Annotated in this window: 16 protein-coding genes; 3 read left to right on the plus strand and 13 right to left on the minus strand. The window is 48.3% G+C overall.

Annotated elements, in window-relative coordinates:
• Position 1: 1 nt before the first annotated feature.
• The 13 genes from sdhC to ffh form a co-directional block, all read right to left on the minus strand.
• Entirely contained in the window at positions 2-391 is a 390-nt protein-coding gene (sdhC, locus tag JCM23214_RS00425; RefSeq protein ID WP_025896918.1) for a succinate dehydrogenase, cytochrome b556 subunit, read from the minus strand.
• 111 nt (positions 392-502) lie between these two features.
• Complete coding sequence (locus tag JCM23214_RS00430) at positions 503-1,573, minus strand: MaoC family dehydratase (protein ID WP_025896919.1); 1,071 nt, start codon at positions 1,571-1,573, stop codon at positions 503-505.
• Between the two features lie 11 nt (positions 1,574-1,584).
• Positions 1,585-2,460, minus strand: coding sequence for an HpcH/HpaI aldolase/citrate lyase family protein (locus tag JCM23214_RS00435; protein ID WP_025896920.1), 876 nt, complete (start codon positions 2,458-2,460; stop codon positions 1,585-1,587).
• 228 nt (positions 2,461-2,688) lie between these two features.
• The gene (locus JCM23214_RS00440; RefSeq protein WP_025896921.1) at positions 2,689-3,711 is read right to left on the minus strand and encodes an aspartate-semialdehyde dehydrogenase; all 1,023 of its coding nucleotides are present in this window, start codon (positions 3,709-3,711) and stop codon (positions 2,689-2,691) included.
• 88 nt (positions 3,712-3,799) lie between these two features.
• Positions 3,800-4,912, minus strand: a complete 1,113-nt coding sequence (gene leuB / locus JCM23214_RS00445) for a 3-isopropylmalate dehydrogenase (protein WP_025896923.1) — start codon at positions 4,910-4,912, stop codon at positions 3,800-3,802.
• 54 nt (positions 4,913-4,966) lie between these two features.
• Complete coding sequence (gene leuD, locus JCM23214_RS00450) at positions 4,967-5,578, minus strand: 3-isopropylmalate dehydratase small subunit (RefSeq protein WP_025896925.1); 612 nt, start codon at positions 5,576-5,578, stop codon at positions 4,967-4,969.
• A 12-nt stretch (positions 5,579-5,590) separates the two neighbouring features.
• Positions 5,591-6,997, minus strand: a complete 1,407-nt coding sequence (gene leuC / locus JCM23214_RS00455; RefSeq protein WP_025896927.1) for a 3-isopropylmalate dehydratase large subunit — start codon at positions 6,995-6,997, stop codon at positions 5,591-5,593.
• Between the two features lie 103 nt (positions 6,998-7,100).
• Positions 7,101-7,487 (minus strand): 50S ribosomal protein L19, encoded by a 387-nt coding sequence (rplS, locus tag JCM23214_RS00460; RefSeq protein WP_025896928.1) that lies wholly within the window; start codon positions 7,485-7,487, stop codon positions 7,101-7,103.
• An 11-nt stretch (positions 7,488-7,498) separates the two neighbouring features.
• Positions 7,499-8,245, minus strand: coding sequence for a tRNA (guanosine(37)-N1)-methyltransferase TrmD (gene trmD / locus JCM23214_RS00465; RefSeq protein WP_025896929.1), 747 nt, complete (start codon positions 8,243-8,245; stop codon positions 7,499-7,501).
• On the minus strand, positions 8,245-8,598 hold the full coding sequence (gene rimM / locus JCM23214_RS23575) for a ribosome maturation factor RimM (RefSeq protein ID WP_084264477.1): 354 nt from the start codon (positions 8,596-8,598) through the stop codon (positions 8,245-8,247). The genes trmD and rimM overlap by 1 nt, the downstream gene beginning before the upstream one ends.
• Positions 8,595-8,825 carry a hypothetical protein gene (locus tag JCM23214_RS23580; RefSeq protein ID WP_051547970.1) on the minus strand — a complete coding sequence of 77 codons (231 nt, stop codon included), beginning with the start codon at positions 8,823-8,825 and terminating at the stop codon, positions 8,595-8,597. The genes rimM and JCM23214_RS23580 overlap by 4 nt, the downstream gene beginning before the upstream one ends.
• Positions 8,826-8,836: 11 nt before the next feature.
• On the minus strand, positions 8,837-9,244 hold the full coding sequence (rpsP, locus tag JCM23214_RS26350; RefSeq protein ID WP_025896930.1) for a 30S ribosomal protein S16: 408 nt from the start codon (positions 9,242-9,244) through the stop codon (positions 8,837-8,839).
• A gap of 38 nt (positions 9,245-9,282) precedes the next feature.
• Complete coding sequence (ffh, locus tag JCM23214_RS00480) at positions 9,283-10,644, minus strand: signal recognition particle protein (RefSeq protein WP_025896931.1); 1,362 nt, start codon at positions 10,642-10,644, stop codon at positions 9,283-9,285.
• Positions 10,645-10,928: 284 nt separating this feature from the next.
• Between ffh and dapF the strand changes: the two genes are divergently transcribed.
• Genes dapF through ftsY form a run of 3 tightly spaced genes read left to right on the plus strand, consistent with a single transcriptional unit; the run spans position 10,929 to position 13,962 of the window.
• On the plus strand, positions 10,929-11,741 hold the full coding sequence (gene dapF, locus JCM23214_RS00485; RefSeq protein ID WP_199899167.1) for a diaminopimelate epimerase: 813 nt from the start codon (positions 10,929-10,931) through the stop codon (positions 11,739-11,741).
• Positions 11,741-13,018, plus strand: coding sequence for a tRNA (N(6)-L-threonylcarbamoyladenosine(37)-C(2))-methylthiotransferase MtaB (gene mtaB, locus JCM23214_RS00490; protein ID WP_025896934.1), 1,278 nt, complete (start codon positions 11,741-11,743; stop codon positions 13,016-13,018). Before dapF ends, mtaB begins: the two co-directional genes overlap by 1 nt.
• Positions 13,015-13,962, plus strand: coding sequence for a signal recognition particle-docking protein FtsY (gene ftsY, locus JCM23214_RS00495; RefSeq protein ID WP_025896935.1), 948 nt, complete (start codon positions 13,015-13,017; stop codon positions 13,960-13,962). The genes mtaB and ftsY overlap by 4 nt, the downstream gene beginning before the upstream one ends.
• Positions 13,963-13,981: the final 19 nt, after the last annotated feature.

Below are 13,981 nucleotides of genomic sequence, written 5' to 3' on the forward strand. Positions count from 1 at the left end.
ATCAGCCTCCAATTCCATAAGCAACTACCCAGGTCAGCAAGGTCAGCACAACTGATGCAATGATTGCAGCCATGCCGGTCTTGCGCATTGTTGGCAGTTCAAATCCTTTACCAGCATCCCAAAACAGATGGCGAATTCCATTGCACAGATGATAGAAAAGTGCCCAGGTAAAGCCAAACATCACAAGGCGGCCGAACCAGGACGCCAAAAACTGGCTGACCACTTCATAAGCTTCGGGGCCCGTTGCAGCGGCAATTAGCCACCACGCTAACAGAAGGGTACCAACACCAAGCGCAACACCAGTGATGCGGTGGGTGATGGATGTTACCATCGTGATCTGCGGCTTGTATATCTGCAGATGCGGCGATAACGGTCGTTCTATATTCGCCATGGATATCTCTCTAGCTAAGCTATCAATGAGTTACTTGATCTTTTATTTTTTGCACGGATTGTAGAAACAGAAAAGCTTTAGTCAACACAACCTTTACAATTTGCATGCCTTTTATACCGTAACTGAAGATTTTGGCAATATCACCCAGTAATCCAAATCAAGAACAACATCTGAATTTCGGGACCCGTCTTCTGCTTTATCTGGAAAATCAGCACAAGATCTGTTCTTGACCGCCAGTGTACGTAATCTAAGCGCACCCAGATCAGTATGCTCTGGCAAATCCGATTTATCCAGTACCTCACTCCAGGCATAAATTGTATCACCGGCAAAGGTCGGTGCCGTATGTGACCCTGCATTGATAGCGGCGACAAAAATCGCATTTGCCAACCCATTGAAGGAAAGCGCACGTGCCAATGAAATAATGTGCCCCCCATAAATGAGCCTTTTGCCCATTCTGTCATCTTTCATCATATGCTGATTAAAATGAACTTTCGCTGTATTCTGATAAAGACGAGTTGCAATCATATGTTCGGCCTCTTCAATCGTCATGCCATCGACATGGTCAATTTTTTCACCGATTTCATAGTCATCATAAACGTAAGGGGAACCAGCTAGAACAGTATCATACTGGGCAAGGTTTAAATCAGGTGGCAAAACAAACTGATCTGGTTCAACAACATCAGGCAGTTGCGGGATAACAGTTTCTGGTGCAGGCGCGTCAATATTATTTTTTCGCACCATAACCCAACGTACGTAATCAAGAACCACCTCACCCATCTGATTGACACCAGTTGAGCGCACGTAAACGACGCCTGTTTTACCATTGGAATTTTCTTTAAGACCAATCACCTCTGAAGTGGTCTGCACACTGTCTCCGGGATACACAGGTGCAATAAATTTGACATCTGCATAACCCAGATTAGCAACCGCGTTTAGTGAAATATCCGGAACAGTTTTGCCAAACACAATATGAAATACCAGCAGATCATCGACCGGAGCAGCCTGCAAACCACAATCTATTGCAAAGCTATCTGCGGATTGCAGTGCAAAGCGGCTCCCGTAAAGCGCAGTGTAGAGCGAAACATCCCCCTCAGTAATTGTTCTAGGCGTCGCATGATTGAGCACCTGACCCAACTTGAAATCTTCAAAATAATTCCCGGGATTGGTTTTTGATTTGGACATTCTAGTTCTCCTCAGGCCTGCATCTGGGCGATAGCTTCAGCCATGGCAACTTTCGCTCTGGCGATTTCCACGTGTAGATTTTCTACAAGCTTGCCATCAACAAGCACTACACCTTTGCCCTCTTTTTCGGCCTCTTCAAACGCCTCAATTACACGCCGCGAATAGGTTACCTCCTGTTCAGAAGGTGCAAAAACCTCGTTGCTTGCGTCAAGTTGTTTGGGGTGAATGAGAGTTTTTCCGTCGAAGCCAAGCTCCAATCCTTGAACACAGGAGGCCCTAAACCCTTCCTCATCTGCTAAATCAAGATAAACGCCATCCAGAACCGTCAACCCGTAGGCGCGACCCGCAAGAAGGCAAATCCCCAAAGATGTGATAACAGGAAGGCGCATCGAAGTATGCTGCGCCTGCAGGTCTTTAACCAAATCCGATGTTCCCATCACAAAACAGTCTATTCGATCAGATGCCCCCGCAATTTCCTCTGCCCTTAAAATACCAAGTGGCGTCTCCATCATGCACCAAATGCTCGTCCTATCAGGTGCACCTGCATCCGCCATAAGCTTTTCCATTTCATGGATTTGTGCGGTACTTTCTACTTTAGGAAGAAGGATTGCATCCGGGCCCGCTTTGGAAGCTGCGATAATATCATCACGCCCCCATTCTGTATCCAATCCATTAACTCGAATGATAATTTCCCGCTTGCCATAATCACCACTTGCTGCGTTGGCACACACGATTTCACGGGCTTCCTTTTTGGATGCGGGTGCCACAGCATCTTCCAAATCCAAAATCAGCCCATCAGCTGACAAGCCTTTTGCTTTCTCCTGAGCACGAGCATTTGAACCGGGCATGTAAAGAACTGAACGGCGAGGACGTAGGGATTTCGGCATAGAAACTCTCCAGTATGATGCATAATCTTTATTGTTTTTGAACGCATCATACCGGAAAATTGCTGCAACGCAACATAGTTACGAGAAAATGCCGTCTTTAGTAATTTTTGCCAACCAAAAATTCTTTCTTTTGCCTTTTACCTGACAAATAAGTTTACTGTTTAAATGAGCCCCAAAAAAAAGCCGCCCCAATTGGAGCGGCTCTTATTAGAAACTATCGAACTTAACTTATGCGGCTTTTTTCAGATACTCACGCCCGACAAGCTCTGCGATTTGAACTGTATTGAGCGCCGCCCCTTTACGCAAATTATCGGATACACACCACAAATTAATCGCATTATCCGCGGTGTGATCATCTCTGATCCGGGAAATGAAAGTCGCATAGTCACCTACACATTCAACAGGCGTCACGTAACCATTTTCATCGGGGTTATCGACCACCATGATACCAGGTGCCTCGCGCAAAATATCCCGCGCTTCATCAGCACCAAGTTCATTTTCAAATTCAATGTTAACACTTTCCGCATGCCCTACGAATACCGGTACGCGGACGCAAGTCGCGCTCAGCTTGATGGAACTGTCGACGATTTTCTTCGTCTCCACCATCATTTTCCACTCTTCCTTCGTGTACCGATCATCCATGAACACATCGATATGCGGAATCACATTGAAGGCAATCTGCTTGGTGAAATTTGCAGGTGTCGGTTCATCGTGAACAAACATTCCCTTAGTCTGATTAAACAGCTCATCCATAGCTTCATTGCCTGCGCCAGATACCGATTGGTAAGTTGACACAACGACCCGTTTGATTTTGGCGCGGTCATGCAAAGGTTTTAACGCTACAACCAATTGAGCCGTCGAACAATTGGGATTGGCAATGATGTTTTTCTTGGTATATCCAGCCGCAGCCTGAGGATTAACCTCTGGCACAATCAGCGGAACATCCGGGTCCATCCGATAATGCGAAGAATTATCTATCACGATACAGCCCTGAGATGCCGCAACTGGTGCATATTTTTCTGATATGGATCCACCAGCCGAAAAAAGCGCGAAGTCGTAACCTGTGAAGTCAAAACCATCCAGGTTTTCCACCGTCAGGGTCTTGTCGCCGAATGAAACCTGTTTACCCGTTGAACGTTTTGATGCAAGCGCCGTTACCTTGGCAACCGGGAATTGACGTTCGTGGAGAATATTCAGCATTTCACGGCCTACATTACCTGTAGCGCCGACAACAGCAACATTGTATCCCATGATATTAACTTTCATTCACTTTCCGCCCTGGCGGTAAGATCACCGCCCCAGGCATTTTCTAGTTTTAAGATGCGAACTGTACGTAGTGTCAGTTACTGATTTTATCAAGTTCGCGTAAAATGGCATCGCCCATTTCTGTGGTTGACACCATTGTCATGCCCTCGGACATGATATCGCCGGTCCGTATACCGCTCGCCAGAACATTCTGAACAGCAGTTTCGACCAGATCCGCTTCTCCGCCCATATCGAAGCTATAACGCAACGCCATAGCATAGGACAGAATGGTTGCAATAGGATTAGCTTTGTTTTCACCCGCAATATCAGGCGCTGAACCATGCACTGGCTCATATAATGCCTTGCGACGACCAAATTCATCCACGTCACCCAAAGATGCAGATGGCAACATACCCAGTGAGCCTGTCAGCATAGCCGCACAATCTGAGAGAATATCGCCGAACAGGTTATCTGTTACGATCACATCAAACTGCTTTGGCTCACGTACAAGCTGCATGGCAGCATTGTCTGCATACATGTGGCTAAGCTCAACATCCGGAAATTCTGCTTCGTGTATCTTTATGACTTCCTCACGCCACAATACGCCGCTTTCCATAACGTTTGCTTTTTCACTGGAGACAACGCGACCATTTCGTTTCTGCGCAAGTTCGAATGCAACGCGTGCAACCCGGTGAATTTCTGGTGTTGTATAAACCTGAGTATTCACACCTTTGCGAACACCGTTACCCAGATCTTCGATGCCACGTGGCTCACCGAAATAAACACCGCCGGTCAATTCACGAACGATCATAATATCCAGACCGGATACCAGTTCAGGCTTCAAACTGGAGGCATCTACCAGCGCATCAAAGCAAATGGCAGGCCGTAAATTTGCGTATAACTGCAAATCTTTGCGTAAACGTAATAGACCACGTTCAGGCTTAATGGAAAAATCAAGATTATCCCATTTGGGCCCGCCTACAGCACCAAGCAGAACAGCGTCTACTTTTTGGGCCTTTTCCACAACTGCGTCTGTAATTGGAACACCGTGTGCATCAATAGAAGATCCGCCCACCAGATCTTCATCCACATCAAATTTCACAGCCCGGTTGTCTTCCATCCAGTCGACAATCCGGCGCACTTCAGTCATTGCTTCCGGGCCAATACCGTCTCCGGGCAAAATCAGGAGTGACTTATTAGACGCCATATCAGTGTTCCTATCCTGTAGTGTATCGGAGCATATGCTCTCTTGTTACTTTTGTTATACGTGCAACCAGGGTTGCGAAAGTTTTTGCTTATCTTCGAAGCTGTCAACTTTACCTGCTTTTTGCAATGTCAGACCAACTTCATCCAGCCCGTTCAACAGGCAATGCTTACGGAACGGATCAATTTCAAACTTGATCGTTCCGCCGTCTGGGCCTTTGATTTCCTGAGCGGGAAGATCAACGGTCATCGTTGCGTTGGATCCCCGCTCCGCATCGTCAAGCAGCTTATCCAACTCTTCCTGACTAACCTTTATTGGTAAAATGCCGTTCTTAAAACAGTTGTTATAAAAGATATCGGCAAAAGAAGTCGAAATTACGCAGCGAATGCCAAAATCAGCCAAAGCCCAAGGCGCATGCTCACGACTTGACCCACAGCCAAAATTATCTCCTGCCACAAGAATTTGGGCAGACCTGTAAGCGGCTTTATTAAGAACAAAATCCTCGATCTCACTGCCGTCATTGTTATAGCGCATTTCAGCAAACAAATTCTTGCCAAGGCCCGCACGTTGAATGGTTTTCAGATACTGTTTCGGAATAATCATGTCAGTATCAATATTAACAAGTGGCATAGGTGCTGCGACACCGGAAAGTGTTGTGAATTTTTCCATTTTCTGTTCCCCTTAGTCCAGCGTCCGAACATCAGTCAAGTGACCGGTGATTGCCGCCGCTGCTGCCATTGCAGGGCTCACCAAATGGGTGCGACCACCCCGGCCTTGGCGACCTTCAAAATTCCGGTTTGAAGTAGATGCACAACGATCACCTTCATCAAGACGGTCAGCGTTCATCGCCAAGCACATTGAACAACCGGGCTCCCGCCATTCAAATCCAGCTTCGGTGAAAATCTTATCCAGGCCTTCTTCTTCTGCCTGGATTTTCACCAAACCTGAGCCTGGAACGATTATCGCATTTACGCTGTCTTTAACTTTACGCCCTTTGACCACCTCAGCGACGGCCCGCAAATCTTCAATCCGGCCATTTGTACACGAGCCAACGAAAACGTGGTCGACTTCAATATCGGTCAATTTCATGCCTGCCGTAAGGCCCATATACTTGAGCGCCCGTTCTGCTGCGGCCTGTTTTCCCGCATCCGCAAAATCTGAAGGTGCCGGAACAGTAGCACTGATCGGCAGCGCATCTTCAGGGCTGGTTCCCCAAGTGACATATGGCGTAATTTCTGACGCATCCATCACCACTTCTTTGTCAAATGAAGCACCCTCATCGGTTACAAGCGTTTTCCAATAGGCAACTGCCTGCTCATATGCACCGGCTTTTGGTGCGTATGGGCGGCCTTTAATATACTCAAAAGTCGTTTCATCAGGAGCGATGAGACCAGCACGCGCACCTGCCTCGATCGTCAGGTTGCACAAGGTCATGCGCCCTTCCATTGACAGCGAACGAACGGCTTCACCTGCATATTCAATCACGCAACCGGTACCACCTGCAGTTCCGATTTTACCAATGATGGCCAATGCCAAATCTTTTGCTGTCACGCCCACTGGTAATTTGCCGTTTACCAAAACCCGCATATTTTTGGCTTTGGATTGAATGAGCGTCTGTGTAGCCAAAACATGTTCAACTTCGGAAGTTCCAATACCATGGGCAAGTGCACCAAAGGCACCGTGAGTAGATGTATGGCTGTCACCGCAAACAATTGTCATCCCCGGTAACGTTAGCCCCTGCTCAGGGCCGATAATGTGCACAATCCCGCGACGATCATCGGTCATGGAAAAATAGTTTACACCGAATTCCTTCACGTTCGCTTCAAGGGTTTCAACCTGAAGTTTGCTTTCCGGATCGACGATACCCAGATGTAAATCTTTTGTTGGGACATTATGATCAGCAACGGCAAATGTCGCATCGGGACGGCGAACCTTTCTGCCAGCAACTCGCAGGCCCTCGAAAGCCTGTGGGCTGGTGACTTCGTGAACAAGGTGACGATCAATATAAAGCAGGCATCCGCCATCTTCCTGAACATCAACCAGGTGACTGTCCCAAATTTTGTCATACAGGGTTTTCGGTGCACCCATTTTCGTGTCCCTCTCTGAGCAGGTATTAGTCATTATTATGCGTTGTCCGGCGCGGAGAATCCGCGCCGGATTATTTTACCCCATCACTGGATCAGGGGGAAATTTATTTAGCAGCTGCTTTCGTGCCGCGATCTTCACGACGCTCGCGAATACGAGCTTTCTTACCGCGCAGTTCACGCAGATAGTAAAGCTTGGAGCGGCGAACAATACCCTGGCGAACGACTTCAATTTTGTCGATACGTGGTGAATAAAGTGGGAAAACACGTTCCACACCCTCACCGTATGAAATTTTACGAACCGTAAAGTTCGCGTTAATGCCACCAGAGTTGCGCGCAATACAAACGCCTTCAAACACCTGAATACGCTCACGTGTTCCTTCAACAACTTTCACGTGAACTTTCAGTGTATCACCAGCACGGAAGTCCGGTACACCACGCTCAGCTGTCAGCTTTTCAATCTGCTCTTGCTCTAGCTTTTGAATTGTATTCATAGCTTTCACCTTCATTTCAGTTTTTCATCTGACCAACGGGCCCAAAGGTCCGCTCGCCGTTGTTTCGTCAATTCTTCGGAGCAGTGTTGCCGCCACTCCTTGATCCTTTCATGATGCCCGGAGAGTAAAACCTCCGGGACTTCACGACCTTCCCAGATCGCAGGCCGGGTATAATGAGGATATTCCAACAACCCGGTCTCAAAACTTTCTTCTTCAAGTGACGACTGATTCCCGGTCACACCAGGTAACAATCGAACCACAGCATCCAACAGTGCCAATGCTGCAACCTCGCCGCCCGAAAGAATGAAATCCCCTAGAGAGACTTCTTCCACATCTCGAGCATCAAGCACTCGCTGATCAATTCCTTCAAACCTGCCACACACCAGAATAACCCCTGGCCCCTGTGCCACTTCCCGAACAAATTGCTGGTCCAAGACCCGCCCTCGGGGGCTGAAATACATCAATCGCTTCTCTTCGCCAGATGCGACCCTCGCCGCATCAATTGCATTTCCCAATACATCAGGTCGCATGACCATGCCGGCTCCGCCACCAAAAGGGCTGTCATCAACAGTGTGATGCCTGCCAACTGAATAATCCCGAATATTGGTTACCTGCAATTCCCAGGCCCCATTTTCCAGCCCCCTACCAGCCAATGAATGGCCAAGTGGACCTGGAAACATATCCGGATAGAGGGTCAAAACATGCGCGCTCCAGCTGGAACTGCCTTCTTGAGCCTCATTTTCAGCTTCACGCGTCATCAGTGATCCGCGCTCATTTGCGATTCATCTTCAGACTTTTCCGTACTTTCCCGCTTGGGAACTTCAAAAAAATCTTCAGGCAAATCGATGACAATATGCCCTTGGGTCATATCAACCGTGGGAACCATTTCTTTTGTAAAAGGAACCAGAACACTCGCTTTCTGCCCCTTTCCCTCCGGAACGATTTCCACAATATCTCCGCCTCCATAATCATGCAGACGCAGAATTTTTCCGTATCGGGTTCCGTCTTCAAATATCACATCCAATCCAACCAGATCAGCGTGATAGAATTCGTCTTCATCCTCAAGCTCGGGTAGCTTCTCACGTTTTACATAAAGCTCCTGCCCTTTCAGGCTTCTGCCTTATTCCGATCCGAAACACCCTTAATCCGAATAACCGGCATATGTTTCGAAAAGCCCACCAACTTCACATCAAATTTTTGATGTCCGTCCTTGCTTTCCAACTGACCGTAGGCTGCAATGTCTTCAGGGTTTTCCGTGAAAGTTTTTACTTTCATCTCCCCTCTAACACCTTTCGGCCCGGCAATCACACCGAGCAGCAACCGATCCGCATCAGCCATACCGGTCAACCTTAAGCTTCAGCGGCTTCCTCTGCAGGGGCTTCAGCCTCTGCAGCAGCGGCTGCGGCAGCTTCAGCAGCTTCCTGAGCAGCCATTTCAGCTTCTTTCAGACGTTCCTGAGCTTTAGCTTTTGGCTTCGCTTTAATTGGATTATTGCGAACCACTTTCTCACCGATGCCTGCATCTGCCATAAACTTGGCTACACGATCGGTTGGTTGAGCACCCTGGCTAACCCAATGTTTGATACGATCTTCGTTGATCTTCACACGCTCTTCGCTGCCTTTTTCAAGCATTGGATTGTATGTACCAACAATTTCAATATACCGACCATCACGAGGGCTACGAGCGTCTGCAACTACGATACGGTAGAAGGGACGCTTCTTAGCACCCTGACGGGTAAGGCGGATTTTCAATGCCATAGCTTAACTTCTTTCTCTTCAGTCAAAAACTGTATTACCTAAAATTTCATTCCCGGTGGCAAAAGCCCTTGCAACCCGCCGCGCATAACGCCCTTGTTGCCGAGCTTCTTCACCTTTTTCATCATTGACGCCATCTGTTTGTGCTGCTTGAGCAACCGATTAACGTCCTGAACGGACATTCCAGCACCAGCCGCAATGCGTCTCTTGCGGGATGCCGCGATAATTTGAGGATTCCTACGCTCCTTGGGGGTCATGGATTCCACAATTGCGATCTGTCTTTTAAGCAACTTGTCATCAAGATTTACACCTTCAAGCTGCTTCTTCATCTTGCCAACACCAGGCAACATTCCAACAAGGCTGCCCATACCGCCCATTTTCAGCATCTGACGGAGTTGGCCTGCAAGGTCATCAAGATCGAACGTGCCTTTTTGCATCTTCAGGGCGAGCTTTTCAGCTTCATCCTTTTCGATCATTTCTGACGCTTTTTCAACAAGAGAGACAACGTCCCCCATGCCAAGAATTCTGTTGGCTATCCGGTCTGGATGAAACGCCTCAAGCGCATCCATTTTCTCACCCGTGCCCAGCAGCTTGATCGGACAACCAGTGACCTCACGCATGGAAAGCGCAGCACCACCGCGACCATCACCATCAATACGGGTCATCACGATACCCGTGACATCTACCCGCTCCCTGAACTGCTCGGCCACATTGACGGCATCTTGACCAGTCAAGCTATCAACCACCAGCAATGTTTCTGTTGGTGCGGCCACTTGATGAACGGCTTTCATTTCCGCCATCAACTGCTCATCCACATGTAGACGGCCAGCCGTATCAAGCATGACCACATCGAAGCCTTGCAACTTCGCCGACTGAAGAGCACGATTGGCAATTTCAACCGGTTGCTGGCCAGCAACGATAGGCAGGGTCGTAACCCCAGTCTGCTCGCCTAATACCTTCAACTGCTCCTGAGCTGCAGGACGGCGCACGTCCAGTGACGCCATCATCACTTTCTTGCCATGCTTTTCCGTCAAAAATTTGGCAATTTTAGCAGTCGATGTTGTCTTACCTGAGCCTTGCAGTCCCACCATCATGAAAACAACAGGTGGCACTGCTAGAAGGTTAAGCTCTTGTGATTCGGAGCCAAGTGTTTCAACAAGCTGGTCATGAACCACCTTGATAACCATTTGCCCGGGATTAATGGACTTCAGAACTTCGGTTCCGACAGCCTTGGCCTTCGCTTTTTTAATAAAGCTTTTAACGACGGGCAGCGCGACATCCGCTTCCAGCAAGGCAACGCGCACCTCTCGCATCACCTCACTGACATCCGCTTCTGTCAGAGCGCCACGCTTGGTCAATTTACCAAGTACGTCGCCTAGTCTGCCTGTCAAATTTTCGAACATTCTGGTATAAACCCGTTCAAATCAGCCAATTGCTATTAAATCTCTATTCACGATAAATCACCAGAATCGGTACAACGCAAAAAGCGCCAGTGCGCGAAACTCGCGGACTGACGGGTACCTGAATGCGGCACAAATGATATGGCTCATTTAACGTGAGTGCGGTGAAATAGCCATAGCTGACCTCAAGAGTCAAGCCTTTACACGCAAAAAAGCTAAACAAACGCTGGACCTAAACGCCCTAAACGCCTATATCGCGCGGTATGGAAACGGTATCTTTTAAAAAAATGCACGGGCTTGGAAACGACTTCGTCATCATTGACGGTCGCGGTCACCCACCCAAACTATCCTCCGGACAATTACGAGCCATCGGGGACAGGCATCGCGGTGTTGGCTATGATCAATTGATTGTGCTGGAAAATTCTGCAACGGCTGACGTGTTTATGCGGATCTTCAACTCGGATGGAACCGAGGCTGAGGCCTGCGGCAATGCGACGCGTTGTGTTGCGCATCTAATGATGACAGAAAAGCAAAAAGATATTGTTGTTGTTGAAACAGTTGCAGGCCATTTAAAAGGTAAAAAAATTTCTGGCGGAAATATAGTAGTTGATATGGGTGTGCCAAATCTCGACTGGCAAGCCATCCCACTCGCAACCAAACAGGATACAGATAAGGTTGAAATTTCTGCTGGTCCCCTCAGTTATCCTGTGGCGGTCAATATGGGCAACCCACATCTGGTCTTTTTTGTTGAAAACGCGGATGAGATCGAACTTGAAAAATGGGGACCTGTCCTTGAGAACGATTCACTACTTCCGGCCAAGGCTAACATCAGCGTCGCAAGCCCCATGGAAAATGGAGAGTTTCGCCTTCGCGTCTGGGAACGCGGTGTTGGCATAACGCTCGCCTGCGGTTCAGCCGCCTGTGCGACAATTGTAGCTGCATGTCGCAGAGGCCTTAGCGATGGAAAAGCACGTTTACATTTAAATGGAGGTCCGCTTGATATGGAATATCTTGAAAGCGGAAACGTGCTAATGGGCGGTCCGGTTGCGTATTCCTTTGAAGGTGTATTGGACCTCAGCTTACTGGAAGGCTCCCACTAATGAGTAGCCCGAAAGCCAATACTGGCCCGGAAGTCATTACCTTCGGCTGCAGGCTCAATACATACGAATCTGAAGTTATGCGGGGTCACGCCACAGCGGCGGGCCTCGATAACGCGGTTATCATCAACACTTGCGCTGTAACAAGCGAAGCTGAACGACAGGCCCGTCAGGCAATTCGAAAAGCCCGCCGTGACAAACCAGACGCAAAAATTATCGTTACGGGATGTGCTGCCCAAACAAACCCGGATCAATTCCAATACATGGATGAAGTTGATCAAATTCTGGGTAACCTGGAAAAGCTCGAAGCAACTTCTTTCGGCCTTGAAGCAAGTGAGAGAGTACAGGTCAACGACATCATGTCCGCCACCGAAACCGCCAGTCACCTTCTGGAAGGATTCGAAGGCCGTGCTCGCGCGTTTTTACAGATTCAGAATGGCTGCAATCACAGATGCACGTTCTGCATTATTCCTTATGGTCGAGGCAATAGTCGTTCCGTACCGATAGGAGCTATTGCGGAGCAGGCGAAATCCCTCTGTGCTAATGGTTATCAGGAATTTGTTCTGACCGGCGTCGATATCACCGCCTACGGAGAAGATTTACCCGGAACACCAACATTAGGTCAAATGTGTCGCCGACTTCTGGCCGCAGTACCCGAAATTAAAAGGCTCCGACTGTCTTCTTTGGATCCCGTAGAAATCGATGATGACTTGTGGCACCTTATTGAACACGAAAAGCGCTTAATGCCTCACCTTCACATCAGTCTTCAGGCTGGTGACGATATGGTGCTTAAACGAATGAAACGCAGACATCTGAGGCAGGATGTATATGACTTTGTCGCAAGGGCAAGATCTCTTCGCCCAGATGTCGTATTTGGTGCAGACATCATTGCCGGCTTTCCAACAGAAACAGACGAGATGGCTGAAAATAGCAGACTTCTGCTGGAGGAGTGTGACATTACTTATGCGCATGTGTTTCCCTACTCAGAGCGACCTGGGACGCCGGCATCGAAAATGCCTCAGGTAGCAGGAAACATTAGAAAAAAACGCGCTGCCAATTTACGAGCTGTTGGGGACGCCAACCTGAAAAGACATTTGCACTCACTAATTGGTAAAAGACTCTCCGTACTCGCCGAAAACGAAACCACGGGTCGAACTGAAACCTACGCACCGGTAAGCTTTGATTTTACCGCGGAACCCGGTAGGATTATCGATGTATTGATTACAGGCAGCGATGGCAAAAAGCTGCAGGGCAGTTTTAAGGAAACTTCCATTTCATGAGTGAAACAGGGCAGACAGAAAAAAAGGGTTGGTTTCGAAAACTAACCGATGGACTGAAGCGGTCATCCAACAAAATTTCCAGTGGTATTTCGGATATTTTCACGAAACGCAAGCTCGATGACGATGTTGTTGAAGAGCTTGAAGAACTGCTAATTACTTCAGACTTAGGAGTTACAACAGCCGCACGTATAACAGCCAACATTGCAAAAACACGATATGACAAGGAAATAGCCCCAGAGGAAATTCGAGAAGCCCTTGCCGCAGAAATTACAGAAATCTTAACCCCTGTTGCACGGCCGTTTGAACTTGATAGTGACAAGAAACCTCATGTCGTGCTGGTCATTGGTGTCAACGGATCCGGTAAGACAACGACGATTGGTAAATTTGCCAAACAATATACCGCAATGGGTAAAAAAGTTGTTCTTGCCGCCGGCGACACATTCCGCGCGGCAGCGGTGGAGCAACTCGGCATCTGGGGAGAGCGTACGGGCGCAAGTGTTGTTACAACCAAAGTTGGCGGTGATGCCGCAGGATTAGCCTACACAGCATATGAAAAAGCTGTAGCTGACTATGCAGACCTGCTGCTAATTGACACGGCAGGGAGGCTGCAAAACAAGACAGACCTGATGGCTGAGCTCGAAAAAATCATCCGTGTTCTTCGCAAGTTGGATGCGAGCCTCCCGCATTCATCTATTTTGGTATTGGATGCAACGACAGGCCAAAATGCTTTAAATCAAGCGGAAATTTTCGGCAAAACCTGTGATGTAACCGGTTTGGTCATGACCAAACTGGATGGAACTGCACGCGGTGGTGTTCTGGTTGCCATAGCCGATAAGTTCAAACTTCCCGTGCATGCTATTGGCGTAGGTGAAGGTGTCGATGATCTGCAGCCTTTCGCAGCAGAAGATTTCGCGCGCGCCCTTGCCGGTGTCAATAACCCCTAATCAATTTCAGGAGTAGTAT

The sequence above is a fragment of the Sneathiella glossodoripedis JCM 23214 genome (assembly GCF_000616095.1).
GTDB classification, from domain to species: domain Bacteria; phylum Pseudomonadota; class Alphaproteobacteria; order Sneathiellales; family Sneathiellaceae; genus Sneathiella; species Sneathiella glossodoripedis.

Bases quoted from the DNA above. Each gene is read 5' to 3' on its own strand.
- rpsP (WP_025896930.1), bottom strand. From the start codon at position 9,244: ATGGCATTGAAAATCCGCCTTACCCGTCAGGGTGCTAAGAAGCGTCCC.
- leuC (WP_025896927.1), bottom strand. From the start codon at position 6,997: ATGGGTGCACCGAAAACCCTGTATGACAAAATTTGGGACAGTCACCTG.
- ffh (WP_025896931.1), bottom strand. From the start codon at position 10,644: ATGTTCGAAAATTTGACAGGCAGACTAGGCGACGTACTTGGTAAATTG.
- leuB (WP_025896923.1), bottom strand. From the start codon at position 4,912: ATGGCGTCTAATAAGTCACTCCTGATTTTGCCCGGAGACGGTATTGGC.
- sdhC (WP_025896918.1), bottom strand. From the start codon at position 391: ATGGCGAATATAGAACGACCGTTATCGCCGCATCTGCAGATATACAAG.
- JCM23214_RS23580 (WP_051547970.1), bottom strand. From the start codon at position 8,825: ATGGCTGATGCGGATCGGTTGCTGCTCGGTGTGATTGCCGGGCCGAAA.
- ftsY (WP_025896935.1), top strand. From the start codon at position 13,015: ATGAGTGAAACAGGGCAGACAGAAAAAAAGGGTTGGTTTCGAAAACTA.
- JCM23214_RS00430 (WP_025896919.1), bottom strand. From the start codon at position 1,573: ATGTCCAAATCAAAAACCAATCCCGGGAATTATTTTGAAGATTTCAAG.
- JCM23214_RS00435 (WP_025896920.1), bottom strand. From the start codon at position 2,460: ATGCCGAAATCCCTACGTCCTCGCCGTTCAGTTCTTTACATGCCCGGT.
- leuD (WP_025896925.1), bottom strand. From the start codon at position 5,578: ATGGAAAAATTCACAACACTTTCCGGTGTCGCAGCACCTATGCCACTT.
- rplS (WP_025896928.1), bottom strand. From the start codon at position 7,487: ATGAATACAATTCAAAAGCTAGAGCAAGAGCAGATTGAAAAGCTGACA.
- dapF (WP_199899167.1), top strand. From the start codon at position 10,929: ATGCACGGGCTTGGAAACGACTTCGTCATCATTGACGGTCGCGGTCAC.
- mtaB (WP_025896934.1), top strand. From the start codon at position 11,741: ATGAGTAGCCCGAAAGCCAATACTGGCCCGGAAGTCATTACCTTCGGC.
- JCM23214_RS00440 (WP_025896921.1), bottom strand. From the start codon at position 3,711: ATGGGATACAATGTTGCTGTTGTCGGCGCTACAGGTAATGTAGGCCGT.
- trmD (WP_025896929.1), bottom strand. From the start codon at position 8,245: ATGACGCGTGAAGCTGAAAATGAGGCTCAAGAAGGCAGTTCCAGCTGG.